This window comes from Paenibacillus paridis (assembly GCF_006345825.1).
In the GTDB taxonomy this organism is placed as follows: domain Bacteria; phylum Bacillota; class Bacilli; order Paenibacillales; family Paenibacillaceae; genus Pristimantibacillus; species Pristimantibacillus paridis.
Window position 1 is genome coordinate 1,002,513 of the sequence record NZ_VCIX01000092.1, and the last position, 24,913, is coordinate 1,027,425.

Sequence of the window (24,913 nt, forward strand, 5' to 3'; positions counted from 1 at the left end):
TATGGGAGGCAGAATATCGCCGTCTATCATGTGCGCAGATTTCAGAAATTTGGAGACTACGATAAGAGCCTTGGAGCGAGCCCATGTTGATTATTTGCACGTGGACATCATGGATGGCAGCTTCGTGCCTAATTTTACCCTCGGCCCAGACTTTATGAACAGTGTCAGAGAGATGACGGACATTCCGCTCGATATTCACCTGATGATCAACCGGCCAGAGGATTTTCTTCCGATCTTCGCGATTCGACCCGGTGATATCGTCTCGGTCCATCAGGAAGCCACGATTCATCTGCAACGAACGCTTCAACAAATTAGGGACAAGGGGGCGAGGGTTTCGGTCGCGCTAAATCCTTCCACGCCAATTTATACGCTAGACGATATTCTCGACGATATCGATATTGTATTGATTATGACGGTAAATCCGGGATTCGCTGGCCAGAAGCTTGTCCCAGCGACTCTAGGAAAGATCCATAAATTGAAGCAATATCTTCAACAATCCGGCCATTCGCATATCGAGATTGAAGTAGATGGCAACGTTAGCTGTGAAAATGCGCAAAAGATGCGCTTGGCGGGTGCGGATATATTCGTGGCAGGCACCTCGAGTATTTTTAAGAAGGATCAGGATTTGTACGAATTGACGGAGAAGTTCCGCGAGTATATTGCGTGAGGTTGATTAGTCGATCCAGATGCATTATGTTAGTATCAGTGATACATTGCTGATGAAGGATGAGCGGATATGAACAAAAACATAAAGGAACAGCTGACTAAAGGACCAATCGCGTTATATGAGCAAATGCGGCAGAAGGTCATGGCTTTAATTGTGGAGAGACAACTGAAGCCCCATGACCCGGTTCCGTCAGAGGGAGAGCTTGCTGACCTGTTTGGCGTAAGCCGAAGAACAAGCAAGCAGGCGCTCGAGCTTCTCGCCAAGGAAGGCATTCTCTATCGCTTGCCTCGGAGAGGGACTTTCCTCTCCGAGAATACGGAGACGATGCTTAAAGCTGCCGCTCTGTCAGGAATGTCGCTGGTGCCCCAGCAAGCGGTCGTCATTGTTGTTCCTATGCTGGATGAGTTTATTGGTTTGGCCGTTACTGCGTTCCTGCAGGAGGGGGCTTTCCATGGTTGGGAAGTACTCATCCGAGTGACGGGTAACGATCTTGAGCAAGAGGACGCAATTCTACGGGAAATTAGCAGCGGGGGAAGAGTGCGCGGTATTGTGCTATTTCCGGGCGAGCGGAGGATGTGCGGGCAAGAGGTGTTACGGCTGCACTTGAACGATTTTCCGGTCGTTATTATCGATCGGGTGTTTCGTGAAGTGGACATTACGGCGATCTACCATGATCATTTCTTGGGAGCGTACGAGATGACCAAGTATTTAATCGACAAAGGACATCGTAATGTGGGTTTTATTTCTGAGCCGATTACGGGCATTATGAGCAGGGAAGACCGCTATTATGGGTTTATTCAAGCTCAGCTTGATGCTGAGATCCCCTTTATGAGCAATGCCATCATCTCGGATTGGGATAACGAACAAAAGGATGCTAGCAGATTGGCTCGTTTTTTTGAGCAGAACCCAGACATGACGGCTCTATTCTGTTCGAATGATTTAGTCGCGATACAAGTGATGAATATAGCCGAAGCATTAGGCCGTAAAATTCCGGAAGACTTATCCGTTGTCGGGTTTACAGACCTGATGATTTCCAGAGTGGGTAGAGTTTCGCTAACGACCGTGATGAAATCTCCAGAACAATTAGGCAAAAAAGCTTTTAGTTTACTCCTTCAGAAGATGGCCTCAGAGGGTAGCAGAATTGAAAGCATTAAGCTTCCTACCCAGATTATTGAACGTGGAAGTGTTCGGCAAGTGAACGTGTAATTAACAAACCCGCCAATGCAACATGGCGGGTTTGTTGTTTGTCTAGCAATACATACAATTGCTTATGGGATTAACCAGATCGATCAGCATGGCCATTGCATTGAACGCTACCTTTTAAATCCAATCTAAAATAACGCCAAGCTTAGCCTGTTTCGAATCCAATAATAAATCCCATGCTTCCTTTGCCTGTTCGACAGGAAAGCGATGAGTAACAAGTGATGTGGTTTGAAGCCAACCTTCTGCGATTCCTCGCAAGGTCTCATCCATATCTTCTTGGCTCCAGCCGGATGGGCAATGCAAGGTAACTTTTTTGGTACGCAGCATTTGGATATCAATCCGGCCATCCTCGCCGAGAAATCCAGCCGATACCAAGTGACAGCCGTACTGCGCGAATGAGATTAATTCCGTTACCGTTGCTAATGATCCCACCGTATCCACTATGATCGAGAATGTATCCCTGACATCCTGAAGGGCTTCCTTCATAGAAGATACTTTCGTGTTTACTTTGCGAATGCCTTCAGGCAGCTGGTCCAAGCGGTCATTATGTCTGCCAAGTACAATGACATGAGCCCCGCGATGTTTTAGCGTTTGGGCAGCCCATTGCCCAACCATTCCATCTCCAATAACGACTGCATAATCGCCTTTTTTAACGGGTGGACACATGCCACAGCTATAACCAACCTGAGTCAATACGAGCCCTGAATAAGCAAGGGGTTCAGCTTCAGCCGGTAGTTTCCATATTTGGCTTTGATGGGTGACAGCAGGGCTGACATGCCCTCCAGTAGAAAAAAACATCCCATTCACCTTGCTGATCGTAGCAAAGACTCGATCGCCAACTTTAAAGCCTTGCACATCTTTCCCCAGTGAGGTGATTACGCCAACCTTTTGATACCCTGCTACTTGTGGAAATGGAAGCGGATCGCCATCCCTGTACGGTGTTTCCCCATCTATTCTCTCGCCTCGGAGAAAAGAGGACTCTGTTCCATTGCTAATCCAAGAATGCTCGATGTCTATCATAACCTCATCATCCTGTAGATCGGGAATGCTGACATCTTGATAGGCTACTTTCAGTTTTTCGGTAAAAACGACCCCTTTTCCAATCATAAGGATTCACCATTAACGAAAGCATCGTTGAAGTCTTCTTGGGGATGGAAATAAACCTTAATCGCTTTTTGCTCTCTTAGCAGCTGCACCGCTTCATTATATTTCGTAAAGGAGCCATGATGGGTTTGGAGGCACTCCATGTTTAAGCCTTTATTCGCGACCAGATCGATCAACAGATCATGATCTCTCTGAACGAGTCCTCGATATTTGTAAGACTCCAGCTTAAAGCCTTTAAACCATAAATGGTCGGCGTATTTCAATTCCCCTCGTAATACGCCGAAAATAACGATATGCTCCTCTACGAAGTTGAATAGATTTTGCACCGAAGGCGCTGCTCCTACACAGTCGTAGCCAAGGTCGAACCTCTCATCGGTCAAATCGCTAACTAGCATGGCTTCAGCAAGACCAAGATCGTGAATAAACTGTACACGCTCTTGGTTTAAGTCTATCCCAACAACACGGGAAGCCCCCCATAATTTAGCCATTTGTACGGCCAAAATCCCTGCAGGTCCAAGCCCTGAAATCAAGATGGTTTTCCCTTTCAAATCCCCGAGCTGCAGCATTCCGATCATAACGCATTTAAGCAGCTCGAATGAAACCGCTTGTTTATAAGTAATCGAATCGGGCAGCTTCAGTAAATCCTCTTCTCTGAAGCAAACATATTGCGCATAAGCACCTGGAGCATCGCCAATATGTTCAAGCGCCGCAACGCGATCACCCACTTTAAACTTACGGATTCCGCTACCGACCGCTTTTACTACACCCGCCATTTCATGTCCGGGAAAACCGTATGGCAAAGGATAATCGGGAGCAAGCGAATAATCGAACATATTAATTCCGCCAAGCATATTCATATCCCAGCGCGGACAAGTCGAAACAATTTGAATTTCCACCAGGATTTCAAAGTCTTTAACATCAGGGATTGCAGTCTCGATAATTGAATATTGCTCTTTTCCAGCAATTTGCAATGCTTTCATATCAAAGCTCCATTCTATAGTTGAAGTGTGATTATCATTCCTCCTTCATTGTAAGAGATATATCCTTCGAAGTATTTGTTAAATCTTACTTTAATTCATCTAAGCAGCTGTGAAATTCTACTTATTCAATACCTATATAGACTTTTAATTTATATAATATTTCACTCTTTCAGATATATTGACTTGAAAAGGGTTTACAAGCGATTCGGCTTTAACTAATGTTAGGCATATAGATGTGTACGGAAAAGGGAGGCGGGATGAAATGAGGGTAAGAAATTATGGTAAGGTCTATCATGATTCTACGGTTACTGTTAAACCAGAATACAAAACGGGCGGCATACACCCGACCTATGAATTGCTATTTCTTGCTTCAGGTTCTTTCCAGCTGCATTGGTTAGGTGAACAATACGAGGTCTCGCCGTCATCGTTATTTATTTTGACGCCTAATACCCCGCATGATTTAATGATCTACTCCAAAAATGCTGTTTTTTGGTATATCGAATTAACGGGTATTGAGGAAGAACCGTACCTTTCGAAATTACAAAATATTTTATTGTGGAATAGGCTGCAATCCGGATTAGATCCCCACTTCACGTCATCCCCCCTTATACAACTATGTTTGAATGAAATCAGCCAAATGCTGGACATGAAAGTTCACGATCAGCCCTATGGCGAACAATTACTGCTGCTAAACGTCCAAAAAATCTTGCTCCTGGTTAGGGGTACGCTCGAGTTGTACGGAAAAGATAGGAAGTTGAGTAACAGCAGCACGGCACTCTCATCCGGTTATTCTTTAAGCAAAGAAGTAATCAAAACGTTAGCAGGTTACATGGAATCCACCTATAAAAGCAAAATTACATTACAGGATTTAACGCGTATTAGTAATTTTCAAGCCACTTATTTAATTAAAAGGTTCAAAGAGGAAACGGGGTTTACTCCGATTGATTACTTATTGGAACTGCGTATGGAAGCGGCCAAAACGTACTTATCCACTACGGAAATGCCGATCCAAAAGGTGGCTGAAGAAACGGGGTATCCGAATATCCATCATTTCAGCGGAGAATTCAAACGGAAAACAGGCCTAAGTCCAACGAACTGGCGAAAGCAAAAATCATCATTGGAATAGCTAATATTCTGTAAATACTTCCCTACTCCATTGAGGTAGACTGAGCTTGAATTACGATCAGATTACTAAGGGAGTATGCCATTTATGAGTAAAAATGAATTCCCACGGCTTCATCAACGGTTGAAGGATAAGTCCGAGAATCCAGGAGCAAGAACGGTGATTTATGTTGCCATAGGGGACAGCGTCACCCAGGGCTGCCTAGGCCCGAATGAGATTGAGCATGAACAAGTCTATCATGAGCGTTTGCGCCGTCGGGTAGAGAAGCATTATCCGGAGGCTAATTTTAATGTCATTAATTCAGGTGTCAGCGGGGATACGGCAGAGCAATCGAGATCACGTTGGGAGCGTGATGTCCTCCAATACAAGCCGGATTTAGTAACGATATGCTTTGGTCTCAACGATTGTCATGGGGGCGAAGCAGGAATCGAAACGTATATAACGGCTATTGGTGACCTTGTTAATCGGATACGGCTAGAGACAGAAGCGGAAATACTACTCTTAACCACGATTATGATGCTCAAAACCGATCATCCAAACGTCCCAGATTGTTTTCAAGCACAGGTTCCTGATTTTATCCGCCTATATGAAGAGGGTACCTTATTAAAATATAACCAGGCGCTTCGCAGCTTTGCTTCTGGTCATGCTATCCCTTTGCTTGACGTATATGCGATCTGGGAGCAGATGGATCAAGCTGGCGTTGATATTCATACCCGCTTGTCGAATGGAATCAATCACCCGGATATTGCCTTCCATCAACAGTTGTCTGCTCTGCTTGAAGCAAGGCTGTTGGAGTAATCAATCGTATGCGTATGATCGAGAGCTTTATTAGAAGGGGCTGGGGATTTAAATGGGGCAAATAGGCGTGATCATTCAACAATGCCCACAGCATTGGGCGATTATTCAGCAGGAAAAAGGCTTTGGAAGCGTAGCTATATCTGGCGTTTGGGCGGGCATGGTCGATCGGGTAATCCACCACGCTCAGGTTTTGGCTCGAATTGTTCATGAAGCGGATGGTAGAATAGTGGTCCCTTGGCAGACCTGTAGAATGCAAGAGGGGCAGGCTTGGGAGATTCTCTTGGATGAGATTCCGGCAGGAGGATTATATCGACTTGAAACCTGTCTGCAAATCGATAACCATCCGGCTTTGGAATGGGCTGCCCGAGGGGATATGATCCACCATTTCGGAGTAGGGGATATCTGGGTTATAGCAGGGCAAAGCAATGCTGCTGGATATGGCAAAGGTCCTATTCAAGATGCGCCGCAGCTCGGCATTCATTTGCAGCGACACAACGGGATATGGGATTTGGCGTCCCATCCGTTTAATGAATCTACAGCTTCCATTCACTACGAGAATAGAGAATTTGCCAATCCAGGCCATTCCCCGTTTCTAGCTTTTGGTAAAATGATTCAGGATAAAACGTGCCTACCCATCGGATTCCTGCAAACCGCCTTTGGCGGATCGCCTTTAAAGGCTTGGAATCCGGAAGAGGACGGTTTTTTATATCGCCATATGATGAAAATCATTGCATCCGCTGGGGGGAAAGTTCGCGGTATTTTGTGGTATCAGGGCTGTTCGGATTGCAATCCTGAGGAATCCTCCAGCTATCTGGAACGATTCGAGAAGTTTGTACAACACGTTCGTCGAGAGCTAAACGTTTTGGATTTGCCAATATTAACCGTTCAGCTTAATCGATGCACGGATGCGGCGACCATAGAGGGTGACCAGTCATGGGGTAGAGTGAGGGAAGCCCAGCGGCAAGCCGCACTTACCATTCCGGAAGTGTACATGGTCCCTGCCTTAGATTCTCCCTTGTCAGATACCATACATAACAGTCCCGCTGGAAATATAATCATTGGCGAGAGATTGGCTAAGGTTGCGTTAGGTCATCTCTATTCGAATACGCTTGAACCTGCAGCCGCCCCTAATTTATCCTCCGTTGTTTGGCTGAATGGAGACAGGATTCCTAGTATTTGCTTGAAGTTTGCCAATGTGGCTGGTTATCTTATTGCCATCGGCCCGACGGATAAAGTGTTCTCTGTTGAAGATGCAAACGGAGAAATTGAGCTTACTCAGTGGGAAATAACGGCACGCGATGAGATCTCGCTGCGCTTATCTAGATCTCCAGAAGGGGATACTTTCGTTCATGGCGCCTATGAAATGAATCCTTCCAATCATTTGCCGTTAGATACGGGCACTTATATGCCGATGCTCGCTTTTTATAAACAGCAAGTAAAGTTAGGGGAGTAATAGCGTTGGACGATTAGGTTCATTTCATAGATGCTACATACACATGTTTTTTATAAGCCTCCAGAAATGAGGGGCTTTTTTTCGCATTTAAGTTTATGATCAAAAGGTTCATTTGGACAAAGCCGGAATTTATTGTTATCCTATTTTTAGTAGATTTAAGGATGAAAGGAAGAAAGCTGTGACTCCCAGAAAATATGTGCCTTTTTTTGTTGGCATGTTGCTGTTGGCAGCGTTGTTGCTGATCCCCTTTTCCAGAAATACGAATCAGGTCAGTATTGGCAAGCCGGACGGAAAAACCAGTGTTCAACCCGTACCTGGCAAGCTCATCGTTGATCAGTCCGCTCCTATTCATGTAAACGTTTCCTTGCCTGAACCGCAATTTGAGCAGCTCAAGGAATTGAACCGGAATTTTATTATGAAATATCCTCATATTCAAGTGGAGCTTGCCAATGAGCCAGTTAAGAGCGTGGCCTATGAGTCATGGGAGCTGGAGAGCCAGCAAGGGGAAGGAGCCGATATTTTTCTGCTGGACAGCAGCTGGATCAAGACGTTTGCTGTACGAGGATACCTTAAGCCGGTGGACAGTATGATGACCGGCGATATTTTATCCGACCAATTAGCCGGTCTGCTGGAGCCGCTCAAATGGAATGGCTATTTGTGGGGGGTGCCAAGGGATGTCAATCCCTACGTCATTGTCTGGAGCAAGGTGCTGCTGGAGGAAGCGGGACTTACGGAGCCACCTGCGGATTGGAAGGCTTATCAGGACGTTGCAGCGAAAGTGATAACGATCCATCCGGAAGCGAGTATACTCAATTGGAGCCCAGGGGATTTGCGGCAGCAGCTGATATGGTTGAAATCATTTCAGCAAGGGTCTTCCCGCTTGCTCAGCATTGTGCCTTTGGATGAATTTCAAATCACGCAGCTGGCATGGCTGCAAACGATGGAGTCGCATATTAGCAATCTCTCTATGGAGGTCATTCACCCGCTGAACGCAGCTTTTCAAGATATGCGTTTATTAGCTGCAGTTATGCCTTGGACAAATTATGAGCTTCTAAGCGAAAGCATACGCAGCAAGCTGACGGTTGACCAAGGCCAGATATCATTTCCTTGGTTAAACGGCCGAAGTTACGCGATTTCATCGAATAGCGAATCGGAAGAAGAAGCCATCTTATGGATTCAGGAAATGACGGATGCGAATAATCAACAACTACAGTATAACGAAGCTGGGGAGCTGCCAACCAGAGCATCCTTATATTCTTTGAATAGCTCCATTCAAGTTGATCAGGTACTCGTGCCGCCTGCATGGTGGAAGAAGGTGCTCAATACAAAGCCATCGGAATCTGAATTACTGCCAGCTGACCCAAGATGGATCAAGAAATGGCATTTTCGTGAGCAGATGTGGAAGCAGCATTCGGTAGGCTCTACATTCCAATTGACCGCGTATTTGGAATCGCTTTCCTTAAACGGAGAATAAAGAAGAGCCTAACCACCGCAAGTGGACTAGGCTCTTCTTTCATAGGGAAGAGAATGCTATAGCTTTAGCTGGAGCTTAATGGTAAGCTCGCCGTCCTTGATCTCGACTGCATTTGCTTTCAGGAATGAAACGATCAGATCGGGATAAAAGCCTAAATCAAACTCTTCTTCAAGCGCTCGGCTAGTCGTGTCCGGTAGCGAGAATCCATTGAATACAAGTTCGTCGGAATGGAAGAGAATCGCGTTTTTAGGGTCGTTTTCTATCGTATAATGTCCAGTAATCTTTATTTCCATATTGTCGCTTTTACCTTGGGCAATGATTTTATCGTCCTTGAACGTAAATGCGAAGTTGTTGAAAATATCGTTTTGCTCGCGCAAAAACGAATTCAAATCATCCTCAGGCACCCGAATGGTGTAATTAAACCCTTTAATTTCGAGCAGCTGTTTGTTATCCTGTACCCAAGATGGCAAGTTCTTCATGGCCTTCGAGAGGGCTCGGAAATATTGTTTGACTTCGGTAATGCCCGCGCTTTCCCAATAAGAGGTAAGCTCGTTCATCAAAATACGGATTCGGTCAGCATCTGAACGTCCAGAGAGCTGGGCATCGAGCTGTTGTTCGAGCGCAAGTACCCGTTTTTTTTGCGTTTGAAGCTGCTCCTCAATGGCGGTAAGCTCCGCTTGGCGGGTCTGCAGCTGTTCATAACCTTGCTTGACCTTTCGATATTGCCCAACGTATGTATTCAAGGTATTTTTGTCATGAGTAAGAATAATTTCGGCGTAATCCAGCATTTGAAACAGCTCGGATAAGGAATTAAAGGACAATAGCGCTTGAAGTAAAAAATCCCTGTCTCCCATATAATAGGCGCGAAGAACATTTCCCGCTTCTTCCTGCTTGTCCGATATTTGCTGTTCCTGCAGCAGCAGCTGCTTCTCTGTATCTGTCATGGTAAGCATTAGCTCCTGCTTTTGCGCAGAAATTCGGCTGATTTCCTTATCAATTTCCACAACGGATAGGCTTTTTTCAAGCAGTGAATGCATTTCCTCTTCATCGGTTGGCAAGGGCTCAGCCCAGACGGGAAGCCGAATCAGCAGTAATGCGACCAGAAGCATAGCTGTTGCTGCTGCGGAAATACGATTGCGCTTGGCTGTCCATGTCAACGGCATCGTCCTCCTCAGCATTCATTTTATGCGGCAATCCATTCTATTATATCTTACATTTGGAAAAGGATGAACCTTATGATGAAGGAAAATGCTCTTGCAGCCGCATTAACGATAAAGATATCCGCTTCCCCTTTGAGCGGCTGGCATATCAATACGGCTGGAAGTCATAGAACGGTGCCATGCATCACGTTTCGTGACTTCATGGAAGCCTGTTTGTACGATGCGCAATTGGGCTATTATCGTTCAGGCCCAGTTCGAGTAGGCAAGGAAGGTGATTTTTACACGAGCTCAGCCATTGGAAACGTGCTTGCGCAGGTGCTTGCTAAATTCGCGCTGGACTATGCGCAGGAAATAGGAGAACCGCTGGGCTTCGTTGAATGGGGAGCCGGAACGGGAAGACTCTCAGCGCAAATTGCAGAAGCTGGTTGCAAACAAAGCATAGTGTGGGGCCATAAATTTCACAGTATTCTGATTGAGGACCATCCGGGACACCAGAGAGAAGCCATGCAAATGTTTTTGGAGATCGGAAATCGGTTTGGGGTTCATATGCAAATGTTGTCTTCCGAGGAAGGCTGGAAGTCTGAGTTGCTGCAAAAACCAGCGCTAATTCTTGCAAATGAGCTTTTGGATGCTTTTCCCGTGCACCGCATTCAAAAGATAAATGGTCAATTGCTGGAGATTGGGGTAGCACATAGTGTAGAAATGGGTTTTTATGAAGTATATATGCCAGTAACCGATGACCGAATTGAGGGATGGCTCATTCGCGATGGCATGGAGCTGAGCGAAGGACAGCAAACCGAGATTCATGCCGATGCTTCATCGTTTTTAAAAAAGCTGGGGACAGTTGTGAAGAGGGGGAGGCTCGTCCTCATAGATTATGGGCATGAATCCGCCGAATATGCAGCCAAGCACCGGATGATGGGAACGCTTATGTGCTACTATCGGCACCAAGCGGGTGGTTCCCCCTATAGCCGAATCGGGGAGCAGGATATCACTTCGCATGTTCCCTTTACATTCATAAAGCATGAAGCGGAGGAGAGCGGCTGGCAGGTGAGCAGCTATGCTACCCAAAAACAATTTTTGATCGAGCATGGTGTACTGGAGCTTCTGCAAAATCATAACAGCTTCGACCCGTTTAGCGAGGCGGCGCGGGCTAACCGTGCCATTAGGCAGCTATTGCTTAGTGATCAAATGAGCGAATCGTTTAAAGTGATGGTACTGGATAAAAAGTAGCAGAAATAAACAAAAAGGTACCGTCCTGGATAAGGACGGTACCTTTTTGTTTGAAATATAGGAAAGGATATCATTCGCTATCCCTTCATTACATTTCTCGGGATGAAACGCGCTGCGCCGCCAAAGGCTGGAGCAGCTGCTTCACCTTGGTTGTTTAAACCTTGCTTATGTATGCGTGTGACGTATACATTTTAAGGGAATCGGTGAGCAGGCTGCTTGTCCCGATTAGAGGCAAGTGCTGATCACGTTTCGCTTTGTAGTTTGCTTGCCACGGCGTATTTCTCTGTTGCCTTGGTTAGAAAGGCAAGCCCATCTTGAAGACCGACCAATACGTGAAACCCACGAATGAAATGATCATATATCCCCAGAACATTACAATGTAAGTTCTTTCGGAGAAATTCAAGTAGCCTAGAAATACGAAAGCTACGGCTTGCGCGAAAAACAATAGCGCAAATTCCGTCATATGGCCTGCAAAAGCCATTAGTCCGATTACCAGGGTCCAAAAGCCAAGTACCCGATACATGCGTGCCATGATAACATCCCCCTTTCGCTGCGACCCGATTTTCTAATGATCATTATAACGTTTGATGAAATAAGTGTAAACTAAAAACCTTGACGAAATCGCAAATTTTTTGTTTAAAGGCCGATAATGCATACTGTGCTTGAATATAGTTTGCTCAAATATAACGGATATCATGTATGAGCAAGCGAAAATTTGGTTATACAAATTAGTATCCAATAGATTCTATGAACTCTACCAAGGGCATAGAGATAAAGTAAGCGCCTTTACGTTAGGAGGTTTTTGTTGCATGACAGCAGTTAGACAAGATGCGTGGAGTCCGGACGACGATCTAATACTCGCCGAGGTTACACTACGCCATATTCGCGAAGGCAGTACACAGCTTGCAGCATTTGAGGAAGTAGGAGAGAGGATTGGCCGGACGTCCGCAGCCTGTGGATTTCGGTGGAACAGCTGTGTTCGCAAAAGGTACGAGGATGCCATACAAATCGCTAAGCAGCAGCGTCAGAAACGTAATTATTTAAAGAAACAGACCATTGTCGCTACGCCTCATGTCTCATCGATTGCTGTATTTGAAACCGATGATCGCGGATTGAGACAAGAAAGCAATTCAATGGAAGAAGGCTTGTCGGTAGATGCTGTTATTCGTTTTCTTAGAGGATGGAAGACGACCTATCAGGATTTAGCTCGTCAAATCAAATGGTTCGAGAAGGAATTGAAAGAGAAAGACGATGAGCTTTATCGCTTGAGGGATCAGAATGAGAGATTGTCCAAAGAGGTTAACAATGTTCAGACGGACTACCGCGCAGTAAACGATGATTACAAAACGCTGATCCAGATCATGGATCGTGCACGGAGACTGACGGTACTCACAAGCGACGATGAAGCAAAACCGAGATTCAAGATGGACGCGAACGGCAATTTGGAACGTATTGAATAAGATATACCGATTGAAAAAAGAGAGGCAGCCCTTATGAAAAGGCCAGCCTCTCTTTTTGCATGCGTGCATAATATTGCTGAAGGAGCATGACAAGCAGCATATTTAATGGTTGCATTATTTTCGGCACCTTTGATACGATAACTGAAAATTGACAACCACTATTGGCTTGCAAGGAGGAACATGTGAGAATCGATGTAGTTGGAGCAGGGGCGATAGGACTTCTCTATGGAGGAAGGCTGGCTGAAGCTGGCGCCGAAGTGACGGTCTGGACGCGAACCATGGCGCAAGCAGAGATGATTGCAGGTTCAGGCATTCGTCTCCGTGATCTCGGTGAAAGAAATGAGCGGATCGTTCCGCTCAAAAGCGGCTGGATCGGACAGGCTTCCGCACTTGAAAATGCAGAGACTGCATCCGAACAGGGAGGAGCCTACCGGTGGATATGGCTGACGGTCAAGCAAACGGACATTAATGATGAGCTTCTGGCAGCCTTAAAAATAATGACGTCAGGCAGTGAGCGAACGGCTGTTGTATGCTTGCAGAACGGTATCGGCCATCTGGAGAGAATTAAAGAAGAACTTCCAGCCATTCCGCTATTTGCAGCGGTTACAACAGAAGGGGCTAAACGTCTGGATATGCGCTCGGTTGACCACACGGGCCGAGGGCAGCTATGGCTAGGCGAATGGAAGGGAGAGCCCCTCTTTCCTGAGGCGTGGCATGATTTGTCACAGCAATTGTTGATTTCTATGCTGCAAACGGCAGGATTTTCCTCTACACTGTCGAATGAGTTGAATAATCGTATTTTTAATAAATTGCTTATTAATGCCGTTATTAATCCGTTGACTGCTATTTTTGATGTGGAAAACGGTGATCTGCCCAATCATCCGACCCGGGAGACGCTGATGCGTTCGCTCTATGCCGAAACGGAGCGGGTGCTCGTCACAGCAGGCATGAACGCACCCGAGGATGGTTGGCGGCTCATTCTTGATGTGTGCCGGCAAACCAGCCGCAATATTTCCTCCATGCTAAGCGATGTACGTGCAGGAAGAATAACAGAAATCGATGCCATCAACGGCGGTGTTGTGAGGCTAGCCAAGAGGCATGGTCTGCAAGCGCCGCTCAACCAAGCAATTGCTGAACTAGTGCAAGCGCTGCATCCTAAGCAGAAGTAGGGGGTAATGAAGAAAGATGGAGTTCATCAAGCATTTGTATGCTTATATGGCGGTCCTTCCAATCATACCTTTCGCAATCATATTATTTGGTTACGGGGCATACATTCAGGATCGGAAGAAAGCCTTCCGGTTAGCCATGGATATTACAACAGCATTATTGATCGGCTGCGTAGCGGTGTTGTTTGATGATTTATTCAAAAGCAACTTCGGTCTCTACGGCATCATGCTGTTTATGCTGCTTGGAGGAGGGCTCCTCGGAAACGCGCAATTTCGCAAGCGGGGAGCGGTTGACGTCAAAAAGGTTTTTCGGACGATATGGCGGCTTAGTTTCTTTACGATGAGCTTGCTGTATATCCTGTTCATGTTTATCGGGATTGGAAGAATGGTGTTTACTGTCTGACTCCGCCAAGCGGGCCAAACGTCTCTCCTATGCAGAGGCGTTTTTGTTTTGACGGACGGCTTCTCCTTTGTGTACAATTATGGAGCTAAGTTTATTTATATTAAAGTCGTCGTTGACGACTATAAAGCGGGAGGTTGCAGGCTGCGCTATGAGAGAAGAAAACTATGCATTGAAAAGCGCTCAGCCTTTGACAGAGGCTTATATACATCGCACTGATGAACGTGCTGAAGCTTTGTACGGCTATCATGCGGGAGCGAAGCAGGATTGGGAAAGACGGTTTAAACGGCTGCAGGAGAGTGCCCATGTGCGGGCAGAGGCAACGGAGGCAGCGAGCGTGCTCCGTGCATACAATGAGAAGGCGGGCGCAGCTCCTGAGGTGTTTGCATCTATTTCAGCGATTGCGGAAGGAGCGCCTGTCGTGATTGGCGGCCAGCAAGCAGGCTTATGGACCGGACCGCTGCTCGTCATACATAAAGCGGTATCCATTATTGGTGCTGCAAGATCGGCGAGTGAGCAGCTCGGACAAAAGGTTGTGCCTGTGTTCTGGATTGCGGGTGAGGATCATGACTGGGACGAGGCTAACCATGCCTATGTGCTGACGGCAGACCAAGAGCTGCGCAAGCTATCCCTTGCCCGGCCCGAAGGGCCCCGCACGTCGGTCAGCCGAACGGAAGTAACCGCTGAAGATTGGACACAGTTGCTCTCTGAACTGGAGCAGGCTCTTCCATCCTCTGAATTTAAGCCCGTAATGCTTGAGGAATTGCGTACAATGTCGGAGAAAGCGCGTTCCTTGTCCGATTTTTTCGCCATGCTGCTTAGCCATTTGTTTGGAAGCCAAGGCCTGGTGCTGCTTGATTCCGATGACGAAAGCATTCGCCGCTTGGAGTCGCCTATGTTCAGGCGCATCATTGAGCGAAATGACGACTTGGAGAAGGCTTATGCAGCCTCAGCTGCCAAAGTTAAGGAGCTTGGTTATCAACTGCAGGCGGACGTAACGCCTGGAAGCGCGAACCTGTTTCTTTTTCAATCATCGAATGGCAATGAAAGAACGCTTCTCCATAAGAAGGACGGTCGTTACGAGGACCGTAAAGGCCAGGTATCCCTTACTCAGGAAGAGCTGCTTAAGATTGCACAGGATGAGCCTTATCAGCTGAGCAATAATGTATTGACCAGGCCGCTCATGCAGGATTATTTGTTTCCGGTTCTGGCAACCGTGCTTGGCCCCGGCGAAATTGCCTATTGGGCGCTGACAGGAGAGGCTTTCCGTACCCTTGACATGGAAATGCCGATCATTGTTCCGCGCATGTCCTATACTTTAATTGAAGGAATCGTAGCGAAGCATATGGGCAAATATGAGCTTTCCTTTGCAGATGTGATGGAGCGTTTTGAGGAACGCAAGGCTTCTTGGCTAAAAGAGCAGGACGGATTATCGATTGAACAGCAGTTTGGCGAGGCAAGGGACACTTTTGAAGAACTCTACAAGCCGCTGCTTGCGCTCGCTGCATCTGTGCAGCCATCCCTCTCCAAGCTCGGAGATACCAATCTGCAGAAGATCTTGGAGCAGATCAATTATATGGGATCCAAGACGGTTGATGCTTTTAATAAGCAGTTCGAAGCTTCCACGCGTCAGCTTGACCGCATTCATCTATCGATTCAGCCGTTAGGAAAGCCGCAGGAACGCGTAATGAATATGGCGGCCTACTGGAACCGCTATAGCTTGAATTGGCTGGATTCCCTGCTGGAGGCGCCTTATAGCCGAACGGGCGGTCATGAAATCGTATATTTATAACATTACAGGAGGTTTTTTACGATGAGCACAGCAAACAAAAGCATTGTTGCCGATATGTCATTGGCGCCCGAAGGGCATTTGAAAATCGATTGGGTCGCGGCACATATGCCGGTTTTAAATACGATTCGCAAGCAATTCGAAAAGGATCAGCCGTTTAAAGGGTTGAAGGTAACCATTGCGCTTCACTTGGAAGCGAAAACGGCCTATTTGGCTAAGGTTGTCAAAGCGGGCGGCGCGGATGTCACGATTACCGGCAGTAACCCGCTATCGACGCAGGATGATGTGTGTGCTGCGCTGGTGGAAGACGGCATTACCGTTTATGCGAAATACAACCCAAGCGCAGAAGAGTTTAAGGCATTGAATGTTAAAGCGTTGGAGTGGAAGCCTGATCTCATTATTGATGACGGCGGAGATCTTGCGACTATTCTAAACTCAGAGCATCCGGAGTTTGGTGAAAATCTTCGCGGCGGGGCGGAAGAAACGACAACGGGTATCATCCGGCTTAAAGCAATGGAGAAGGATGGTTCTCTGAAATTCCCAATGGTTGCTGTTAATGATGCTTATTGCAAGCATTTGTTCGATAACCGATATGGCACCGGACAATCGGTATGGGACGGCATAAACCGGACGACTAATCTGATGGTTGCCGGCAAAACCGTAGTTGTGGTCGGTTATGGCTGGTGCGGCAAAGGTGTTGCGATGCGTGCCAAAGGACTAGGTGCAAACGTTGTTGTCACTGAAATTGATGCAATTAAGGCTGTTGAAGCCTATATGGATGGATTTGCGGTGATGCCGATGATTGAAGCGGCTAAAGTTGGCGAGTTTTTCGTAACTGTTACCGGAAACCGGGACGTTATTCGCGGGGAGCACTACGAGGTCATGAAGGACGGAGCGGTTATTTCCAATGCGGGGCACTTTGACGTGGAGGCTAACAAGCCGGAGCTTACCGCTTTGTCGGCAAGCGTACGTACGGTCCGCCGCAATATTGAGGAATATAAGCTGAAGGATGGACGCAGCATTTATTTGCTGGCTGAAGGACGTCTGGTTAACTTGGCAGCCGGTGACGGACATCCGGCAGAGATTATGGATATGACATTTGCGCTACAAGCGGTCGCACTGCGTTATGTGAACGAACAGTACCAATCCATCGGCGCGAAGGTCGTTAATGTGCCTTATGAGCTTGATGAGCAGGTCGCAAGATTGAAGCTTGAATCGCTGGGCTTTGGCATCGACAAGCTGACAGAGGAGCAAATCGCATACCTAGACAGCTGGAAAGAAACCGAATAAATTTGGAATCATGCAGATTATAGGTATTACCGACGAGAAAACCGCGAGCAATCGCGGTTTTTTCTATTTCTATGAGAGACGGACCCCTCCTCTTACAGAGGGTCGTGGTGATGTTAATTCTTGAATTGGATATGTAACCTTTTATTCCCAGACAGCGTCTATAGGGGAAATGAACAGGGGGGGATATCCATGTATAAACAGAAGAAAGAGAAAAAAGCACGGGCAGTTTGGGCCGTCATTGTCGTTATATTGGGCTTGCTTGCGGGCTGCTCATCCGCAAACAGCGATTCAGCTAATTCCAAGGCTTTAGCTGATCAATTAAGTAAGGATACCAATGGTGCTGCTGCGAGTGAAGCTTATGTTACTGAAAACGGTAGTCCGGTTGCACAAGAGGCAAATGGAGAGGCGTTAAGATTTTCAATTGCAGCTACAGCCGGAGGAGGCATGGCTGCGGATACCGCTGTTGGTTCCGAAGAATGGAATCAGAAAATTATTTATACCGCCTCGTTAAATATGCAAGTAGCTATTCTGGCCGAAGCCGCGACCGAGCTGCGCAATGCCATTCATCAGAGCGGCGGTTACATTTTACAATTCCAAGACACTAGAAATGAAGGTGAAATCGGTTCAACCTATACCATCAAGGTTCCGGCTGACGGTTTTATGTCATTCATTGACCGTATTGAGCTGATTAAGCATAACGACTTTGAACGTAAGATTGGCGGGAAGGACGTATCGGAGGAATATGTAGATCTAGAGTCGAGATTGAAAGCGAAGCAGCTTGTGGAAAAAAGGCTGTTAACGCTGATGGAAAAGGCGGATAAGGCCGACGATTTACTCAAATTCTCCCAGCAGCTCGCAAGCGCTCAAGAGGAAATCGAGCAGATTAAAGGAAGAATCCGTTATTTGGACAAAAATGTCGCTTTCTCAACGGTGGAATTGCGGATGTACCAGACAGAGCAATCCCTAACAGATGCAGGTGGTAAAAACAAGCATCTTGGAGGAAAAATGGCTGATGCGCTCAGCGGCAGCACAAAGGTCGTATGGGAAACGCTTAAGCTGCTTCTCATTGTGATTGCCGGAGCTGTTCCGGTTATCGTCGTGCTTGCTGTGCTTGCTATTCCCGCAATTTGGTTGGCAAAACGAAACAAGAAGCTTCGATCTGCGAAGCTGCCTGACAAGGACGAGGAGCAGCCTCCCACCCTTTAATTATTAATAATCATTAATACTATGAAATATTTTAGAAAAATCCTGCTCTTAGAGCAGGATTTTTATTTTAGGTGGCGAACTACTGTATCTTAGTGGGGAAAAGTGGGGCAAAGTGGTGGAGATAGGGGAAGGGGTGGGGCGAACTCATGTTTATGGGTGAATATCAACATAGCATTGATGACAAAGGCCGCATCATTATTCCTTCGAAATTCCGCGAATCACTTGGCGCTTCGTTTATCGCAACACGCGGATTAGATAATTGCTTGTTTGTGTATCCCATGAGCGAGTGGAGTGTATTGGAGCAAAAGCTTAAATCATTGCCTCTTATGAAATCCGACGCGCGCGCGTTTACCCGATTTTTCTTTTCTGGGGCAACCGAATGTGAGCTGGATAAACAGGGAAGGGTAAACATACCCAGCCATCTCCGCGAATATGCGAAGCTGGACAAAGATTGCATGGTGCTCGGGGTATCCGGTCGTGTTGAGATTTGGAGCAAGCAGACATGGGATGGCTACTATGAGCAGTCGGAGCAAACCTTTAACGAAATCGCCGAGAAGCTCGTCGATTTTGATTTCAACTTCTAGAATGGACAACAAGAATGGGAGGGCTGAGGCGTGTTTCAGCATATTACAGTGCTATTGGAAGAAGCGGTTGACGGTTTGGCTATCAAGCCGGACGGCATCTACGTCGATTGTACGCTTGGAGGAGCTGGCCACAGCGAGCTGATTGCATCTAGGCTAGGCGAAGGAGGGCGGTTAATCGCTTTCGATCAGGATGACTGGGCGCTGGATAATGCTCGCGTGAAGCTGGCTCCATATATGGATAAAGTAACGCTGGTCAGAAGCAATTTCCGCGATTTAGAGCAGGAGCTGCGGGGCTGCGATGTTCCAATGGAGGACGGCATTCCGCAGGTGGACGGCATTTTGTTCGATCTGGGTGTCTCCAGTCCGCAGCTTGACGAGGCTGAGCGTGGTTTCAGCTACAATCATGATGCGCCGCTCGATATGAGGATGGATCGGGAGGGCGATTTAACAGCTCACGAAATCATCAATACTTGGGAAGAAAGAGACATTTCCCGTATTTTGGACCGCTATGGTGAGGAGAAATTCGCGCGTTCCATTGCGCGGAATATTATAAAAGCAAGAGAAAAAGCACCGATTGAGAAAACCGGCGAACTTGCCGAGTTGATCAAAATGTCTATACCAGCCGCCACAAGGCGCACGGGCGGTCATCCCGCCAAACGTTCGTTCCAGGCGCTCCGCATTGCAGTAAATGATGAGCTTGGAGCCGAAGAAGAAGCGCTTGAACAGACGATTCGCTGTTTGAAGCCTGGAGGACGAGCCTCAGTGATTACATTTCATTCGCTAGAGGACCGCATTTGTAAGCAAATATTTGTTAAGTTTGTGGAGAAATGCACGTGCCCGCCTGACTTTCCGCTATGTGTGTGTGGAAACGAAGGAAAAGTGAAACTGGTTAATCGCAAGCCTATCGTTCCTTCCGAGAGAGAGCTGGAGCTTAATCCAAGGGCACGGTCGGCAAAGCTTAGAGTCGCAGAAAAATTGTAAGAGGGGGATTTGAATTGGCGTATGTGAATGGCAATTTAGCGCTGCAGCCTAAGCGCAAGCAGGATCAGCAACCGGTAATCAAAGAAACAAAACGATTGGTAAAAACACGTAAATCCTTACCGGTTCAAGAAAAGCTATTGTATATGTTTACCGTATTAATGTGCGTTGTAGTCGCTGGTGTCATTATTTTCCGCTACGCGCAAATCTACGATATGAATCTAGAAATTAAACAATTGAATACTCAGTATCAGTCGATGAACATTGAATTGGAAGATTTAAAGAAACAGGTGGAAACGCTTAGCGATCCGGAACGGATTCGCAAGCTGGCTGAGACCCAAGGAATGGTAAGCGCGCTGGAAGGCGGCATTACGGTGAATACCGGCGACAGCGAGTTGAAATCGGCTATGAGTGAATAAGGTGATGAAGATGAAAAAGAGAATCAGATTGCGCACACTGTTGTTTGGAGGGGTAATGACCCTCCTTTTTCTCATTTTAATAAGCCGAATGTATGTTGTGCAGGTAGTAGAAGGCGCGAAATGGTATGATCTTGCGAAGATTAGGTGGTCTGCAGCCGAGGAGCTTGTTGCCAAGCGTGGCACAATCACAGACCGGTCAGGCAATGTTCTAGCGATGGATACGATTGCTTATAACTTGTCCCTTAATCCGAAAGTGATTAATGAAGCAGAGCTTGCCGAGGAAGTTATTGACGGGCTGCACGAAATTCTTGGCATATCGAAGGACGAGTTAAGAAAGAACGTAATGGCCAAGAAGGAGGATGGTAACTTCGTCGTGCACCGGGAGGTGCGTAATGGCGGCTGGCAGATGGATAAGTCGGTCGCGGACCAAATCAAAGCGTTCCGTGAAGAGCTCTTGAAAGAAAATAAAGAAAAGAAGGTGTATGATGTTGGCATCGATTTGACCGATAATTTAAAACGCTATTATCCCCGTAAAAATTTGGCATCACAGCTGGTCGGTTATTTGGACCGTGACGGTGCTGCGATGACTGGCGTGGAAGCTTCCTTTAATGAGCAGCTAAGCGGCGAAAATGGCTACATCAAGTATGAGAAGGACGGAAAACGGGTCCAATTGGCCGAAGGCGACGTGGATTATAAGCCGGCAGCGGACGGGCAAGACATCAAGCTGACCATCGATAACGATATTCAGCTCTACGTCGAAGAAGCGCTGCAGGAAATTGTGAAGAAGTATGCGCCAAAAAGCGCAACCGCCATTGCGGCGGATCCGAACACGATGGAAATACTCGCAATGGCGAATATGCCGCAATTCAATCCAAATGAATATTCCGTAAATAATTCAAGCTCTTATAATCATGCTATTAAATCACTTTATGAGCCAGGCTCAACCTTTAAGATCGTTACGCTTGCCGCAGCGGTGGAAGAAGGCGTATTTAATCCGGAGGAGATGTACAAGTCCGGGCAAATCAAGCTCAAAGGCGTGCCTACTCCCATTCGCGATATTAAGCGTGACGGCTGGGGAACGATCTCGTTTCTGGATGGCTTAAAATATTCCAGTAACGTTGCTTTCGTTAAGCTTGGTTATGAAAGATTAGGCGAAGAAAAGCTTAGAAAATATTACACTAATTTCGGTTTCGGCCAAAAAACAGGCATTCCGCTAGGCAACGAGTCGACCGGAACGATTAATTTCCGGTATGCAAGTGATATCGCCCGGGCAACTTTCGGGCAAGGGGTTGTTACGGTAACGCCAATCCAACAGGTTGCGGCCGTTGCGGCCGTTGCTAACGGAGGAAAGCTGCTGCAACCGCAAATCGTGAAGAGCATTACAGATCCGGTAACGAAAACGACCCAAACCTTCGAGCCAAAAGTGGTCCGCCAGGTTATTTCGGAGGAAACCTCCAAAAAAGTCGGAGAGTATTTGGAGCAGGTCGTCTCCGATCAGGAGAAGGGTACAGGGAAAAACGCCTACATTGAGGGTTACCGCGTAGCGGGAAAAACCGGTACAGCCCAAAAAGTGGATGGCAAAAACTACTCGACTACCAAGTTTGTCGTTTCTTTTATCGGTTATGCGCCCGTGGATGACCCTAAAATTGTCGTCTACGTTGTAGTCGATGAACCCAATGACCCTTTGGTAGGGGGAGGTAAGGTAGCTGCTCCTGCATTCAAGCAGATTGTGCTCAAAAGCTTGCGCAAAATGGGCGTAGCTCCTAACTATCCGGCAGATTCCGAAAGTGCCCAAAAAGAAGTATCCATTACCGTACCGGATATGAAGGATTATAAAGTCGCCCAAGCCAAAGCGGAATTAACCGCCAAGGCGATGACCTTTGAATTAGTCGGAAATGGTAAAACGGTATTGCAGCAAATTCCGGCTGCAGGCTCCGCGGTTCACCCAACGCAGCGGATCTATTTGATTACAGAGCAGCGGGAGAAGCTTGCGATTCCGGATTTGAAGGGAGTCTCCTTGCGTGATGCGCTGGAAATTACGTCGCTGATCGGCATTAGGCTCATCCCTGAGGGACAAGGTTACATCGTCTCCCAGAAGGAAGAAACCTTGAATAACGTCAGAGTGTTAAAGGTCGTGCTGGCACCGCCATTTAGCGAGGCGCCTTCAACTGACAATACAGATGCAACCGGAGATTCAGAGCAGCAGGGCGATGGAGAAACGGGTGCCGAGGGCGAAGCCTCGGGCACGGATGGTGCGACTGCGCAAACCGACCAGCAGAACACGGCTGGCGATGAAGCTTCCGTTAACTCTGGGCCCTAAGCTCGCGGTTTACAAACGTACTAAAGCCGTTAATGCGTAAAGCTTGTTCTATCCGCCGCTTGTCCCGAATAATCTGGGAATGAGCGTCAGTGTACGCTCCTTCGAAACAGTCAGGCGGAGGGGGAACAAGTGGTGAAGGTATCTAATGTAACTGTAAGGCGACGTTTATTTATCGTTCTTATATTGGCCGGGGTTTCATTCCTAGCCTTATGTATCAGACTTAGCTACGTCCAGCTATGGCAAGGGGAAGAGCTTGCGAATAAAGCGGAAAACTCATGGCGGCGCGATATTCCTTATGTGGCAAAGCGCGGCGAAATTGTGGACCGCAACGGCGTTCAGCTGGCTTATAATATCAGCTCGCCGACCGTCTATGCGATTCCTGTGCAAATCAAGGATAAGGAAGCTGCGGCTGTTGCTCTTGCCCCTTTGCTGGATATGTCGCAGGAGACGTTGCTTGAAAAAATTAAAACAAAAAAGATGATCGTTAAGCTCGGGCCAGGCGGCCGGAAAATTACGATTGATAAGGCAAAGGAAATCCGCGACCTAGCTCTACCAGGCGTAGTCGTGGCGGAGGACAACAAGCGTTTTTATCCTTACGGCAGCTTGGCCGCGCATGTGCTTGGTTTTACCGGTATTGATAACCAAGGATTAACTGGCATTGAGGCAAAATACAATGCCGAGCTTAGCGGGATCGGCGGCAGCGTATCTTTTCTGTCCGATGCAGCCGGCAGGCAAATGCCGAATTCCTCGGATACCTATGTCGAGCCGAAGGACGGGCTTACGATGCAGCTCACGATCGACAAGCAAATCCAGACCGTTATGGAACGAGAGCTGGATCAGGCGATGACGAAGCTGCAACCAAACGGAATCATTGCGATTGCCATGGACCCAAATAATGGCGAGATTTTGGGGATGGCCAGCCGGCCTACCTACGAACCTGACAAGTACCGCGAGGTGCCGACGGAGGTTTACAACCGGAATCTTCCTATCTGGATGACTTACGAGCCAGGGTCTACCTTCAAAATCATCACGCTTGCCGCCGCTTTGGAGGAGAAGAAGGTTGATTTGAACAATGAACGCTTTTTTGACCCTGGAGCGATTGAGGTTGGCGGTGCAAGGCTTCGCTGTTGGAAGAAAGGCGGCCATGGCAGCCAGACGTTTCTTGAGGTGGTTGAAAATTCCTGCAACCCGGGGTTTGTCACGTTAGGGCAGCGGCTTGGCAAGGATATGCTGTTCGACTACATCAAAAAATTCGGTTTCGGCACGAAAACAGGCATCGACATTGGCGGGGAAGAAAACGGGATTTTATTCAAACTTAGTCAAGTTGGTCCTGTAGAACTGGCTACAACGGCCTTTGGGCAAGGGGTTTCCGTAACGCCGATTCAGCAAATTACAGCTGTATCCGCCGCGATAAACGGCGGTACGTTATATAAGCCGCATGTGGCAAAAGCATGGATTAATCCCGAAACGGGAGCAACGGTAGAGACGGTAGAATCTGTCGCCGTGCGGAAAGTCATATCGGAGGAAACCTCCAAACAGGTGCGCGAGGCTCTTGAGAGCGTCGTTGCGAAAGGGACGGGGCGCAATGCGTTTATCGATGGCTATCGTGTTGGCGGCAAAACCGGGACAGCCCAGAAAGTCATTAACGGACGTTATTCGCCGAATGAGCATATCGTATCCTTTATTGGCTTCGCGCCTGCCGATGATCCAAAGATTGTTATTTATGTGGCGGTAGACAATCCCCAAGGGATACAATTCGGAGGCGTCGTTGCCGCTCCGATCGTCCGAAATATGATGGAGGACGCTCTCTCTATACTGGAGATTCCAGCTCGTGAGAAGCAGATCGACCGCATCTACAAATATGGGGAGACTCCGATCGTAACGGTACCGAATCTGGTTGGCAAAACCGTCTCCGATATTTACGAGGACATGAACATGAATTTCAACCTGACTTCTGCCGGATCCGGGAAAACGGTTATCCGCCAGGCGCCAGCAGCCGGAACCCGCGTGGACCGTGGGTCAACCATTCGAATCTATTTAGGCGAAGACGATAATATATCCCACTCCCATTGACTATAATGGTACTTAACGAGGACGTTCCTGCGG

Annotated in this window: 22 protein-coding genes; 18 read left to right on the plus strand and 4 right to left on the minus strand. The window is 47.3% G+C overall.

The features are described 5' to 3' along the window. The first annotated feature begins 1 nt into the window (after position 1). On the plus strand, positions 2–667 hold the full coding sequence (rpe, locus tag FJQ58_RS26225) for a ribulose-phosphate 3-epimerase (RefSeq protein ID WP_139997881.1): 666 nt from the start codon (positions 2–4) through the stop codon (positions 665–667). 69 nt (positions 668–736) lie between these two features. After that, entirely contained in the window at positions 737–1,873 is a 1,137-nt protein-coding gene (locus FJQ58_RS26230; RefSeq protein WP_139997883.1) for a GntR family transcriptional regulator, read from the plus strand. A 114-nt stretch (positions 1,874–1,987) separates the two neighbouring features. On the opposite strand, the gene FJQ58_RS26235 is transcribed toward FJQ58_RS26230, so the two are convergent. Further along, positions 1,988–2,977 carry a zinc-binding dehydrogenase gene (locus FJQ58_RS26235; RefSeq protein ID WP_139997885.1) on the minus strand — a complete coding sequence of 330 codons (990 nt, stop codon included), beginning with the start codon at positions 2,975–2,977 and terminating at the stop codon, positions 1,988–1,990. Continuing rightward, entirely contained in the window at positions 2,974–3,954 is a 981-nt protein-coding gene (locus tag FJQ58_RS26240; protein WP_139997887.1) for a zinc-dependent alcohol dehydrogenase, read from the minus strand. The genes FJQ58_RS26235 and FJQ58_RS26240 overlap by 4 nt, the downstream gene beginning before the upstream one ends. Positions 3,955–4,216: 262 nt before the next feature. Between FJQ58_RS26240 and FJQ58_RS26245 the strand changes: the two genes are divergently transcribed. From FJQ58_RS26245 to FJQ58_RS26260, 4 genes are all read left to right on the plus strand, one after another. Next, positions 4,217–5,080, plus strand: a complete 864-nt coding sequence (locus tag FJQ58_RS26245) for an AraC family transcriptional regulator (protein ID WP_139997889.1) — start codon at positions 4,217–4,219, stop codon at positions 5,078–5,080. 84 nt (positions 5,081–5,164) lie between these two features. After that, positions 5,165–5,875, plus strand: a complete 711-nt coding sequence (locus tag FJQ58_RS26250) for an SGNH/GDSL hydrolase family protein (protein ID WP_162341785.1) — start codon at positions 5,165–5,167, stop codon at positions 5,873–5,875. A gap of 52 nt (positions 5,876–5,927) precedes the next feature. After that, positions 5,928–7,328, plus strand: a complete 1,401-nt coding sequence (locus FJQ58_RS26255; RefSeq protein WP_139997893.1) for a sialate O-acetylesterase — start codon at positions 5,928–5,930, stop codon at positions 7,326–7,328. Positions 7,329–7,506: 178 nt separating this feature from the next. Next, complete coding sequence (locus FJQ58_RS26260) at positions 7,507–8,802, plus strand: extracellular solute-binding protein (RefSeq protein ID WP_139997895.1); 1,296 nt, start codon at positions 7,507–7,509, stop codon at positions 8,800–8,802. 56 nt (positions 8,803–8,858) lie between these two features. On the opposite strand, the gene FJQ58_RS26265 is transcribed toward FJQ58_RS26260, so the two are convergent. After that, positions 8,859–9,959 carry a coiled-coil domain-containing protein gene (locus FJQ58_RS26265; RefSeq protein WP_139997897.1) on the minus strand — a complete coding sequence of 367 codons (1,101 nt, stop codon included), beginning with the start codon at positions 9,957–9,959 and terminating at the stop codon, positions 8,859–8,861. Positions 9,960–10,037: 78 nt separating this feature from the next. On the opposite strand from FJQ58_RS26265, the gene FJQ58_RS26270 reads away from it, so the two are divergent. Then, positions 10,038–11,195, plus strand: a complete 1,158-nt coding sequence (locus FJQ58_RS26270) for a class I SAM-dependent methyltransferase (RefSeq protein WP_162341787.1) — start codon at positions 10,038–10,040, stop codon at positions 11,193–11,195. A gap of 295 nt (positions 11,196–11,490) precedes the next feature. On the opposite strand, the gene FJQ58_RS26275 is transcribed toward FJQ58_RS26270, so the two are convergent. Then, positions 11,491–11,727: a DUF2626 domain-containing protein gene (locus FJQ58_RS26275; RefSeq protein WP_139997901.1), complete on the minus strand. Its 237-nt coding sequence runs from the start codon at positions 11,725–11,727 to the stop codon at positions 11,491–11,493. 277 nt (positions 11,728–12,004) lie between these two features. Between FJQ58_RS26275 and FJQ58_RS26280 the strand changes: the two genes are divergently transcribed. The 11 genes from FJQ58_RS26280 to FJQ58_RS26330 all read left to right on the plus strand — a co-directional run bounded on the left by FJQ58_RS26280 (position 12,005) and on the right by FJQ58_RS26330 (position 24,880). Next, positions 12,005–12,655, plus strand: coding sequence for an RsfA family transcriptional regulator (locus FJQ58_RS26280; RefSeq protein ID WP_139997903.1), 651 nt, complete (start codon positions 12,005–12,007; stop codon positions 12,653–12,655). A gap of 182 nt (positions 12,656–12,837) precedes the next feature. Next, on the plus strand, positions 12,838–13,824 hold the full coding sequence (locus FJQ58_RS26285; protein ID WP_162341789.1) for a ketopantoate reductase family protein: 987 nt from the start codon (positions 12,838–12,840) through the stop codon (positions 13,822–13,824). A 16-nt stretch (positions 13,825–13,840) separates the two neighbouring features. After that, a complete protein-coding gene (locus FJQ58_RS26290; RefSeq protein WP_139997907.1) occupies positions 13,841–14,224 on the plus strand; it encodes a DUF3397 domain-containing protein in 384 nt (127 codons plus the stop codon). A 148-nt stretch (positions 14,225–14,372) separates the two neighbouring features. After that, positions 14,373–16,013: a bacillithiol biosynthesis cysteine-adding enzyme BshC gene (bshC, locus tag FJQ58_RS26295; RefSeq protein ID WP_139997909.1), complete on the plus strand. Its 1,641-nt coding sequence runs from the start codon at positions 14,373–14,375 to the stop codon at positions 16,011–16,013. Between the two features lie 21 nt (positions 16,014–16,034). Then, positions 16,035–17,300: an adenosylhomocysteinase gene (locus FJQ58_RS26300; RefSeq protein ID WP_139997923.1), complete on the plus strand. Its 1,266-nt coding sequence runs from the start codon at positions 16,035–16,037 to the stop codon at positions 17,298–17,300. 189 nt (positions 17,301–17,489) lie between these two features. Continuing rightward, the gene (locus FJQ58_RS26305; RefSeq protein WP_139997925.1) at positions 17,490–18,506 is read left to right on the plus strand and encodes a DUF4349 domain-containing protein; all 1,017 of its coding nucleotides are present in this window, start codon (positions 17,490–17,492) and stop codon (positions 18,504–18,506) included. A gap of 146 nt (positions 18,507–18,652) precedes the next feature. Further along, on the plus strand, positions 18,653–19,090 hold the full coding sequence (gene mraZ, locus FJQ58_RS26310; protein WP_139997927.1) for a division/cell wall cluster transcriptional repressor MraZ: 438 nt from the start codon (positions 18,653–18,655) through the stop codon (positions 19,088–19,090). 30 nt (positions 19,091–19,120) lie between these two features. Next, positions 19,121–20,071, plus strand: coding sequence for a 16S rRNA (cytosine(1402)-N(4))-methyltransferase RsmH (gene rsmH / locus FJQ58_RS26315; protein WP_139997929.1), 951 nt, complete (start codon positions 19,121–19,123; stop codon positions 20,069–20,071). Positions 20,072–20,094: 23 nt separating this feature from the next. Beyond that, positions 20,095–20,487, plus strand: a complete 393-nt coding sequence (gene ftsL / locus FJQ58_RS26320; protein WP_238404438.1) for a cell division protein FtsL — start codon at positions 20,095–20,097, stop codon at positions 20,485–20,487. 10 nt (positions 20,488–20,497) lie between these two features. Further along, complete coding sequence (locus FJQ58_RS26325; protein ID WP_139997933.1) at positions 20,498–22,807, plus strand: penicillin-binding transpeptidase domain-containing protein; 2,310 nt, start codon at positions 20,498–20,500, stop codon at positions 22,805–22,807. A gap of 132 nt (positions 22,808–22,939) precedes the next feature. Then, positions 22,940–24,880: a stage V sporulation protein D gene (locus tag FJQ58_RS26330; RefSeq protein ID WP_139997935.1), complete on the plus strand. Its 1,941-nt coding sequence runs from the start codon at positions 22,940–22,942 to the stop codon at positions 24,878–24,880. Positions 24,881–24,913 lie beyond the last annotated feature (33 nt).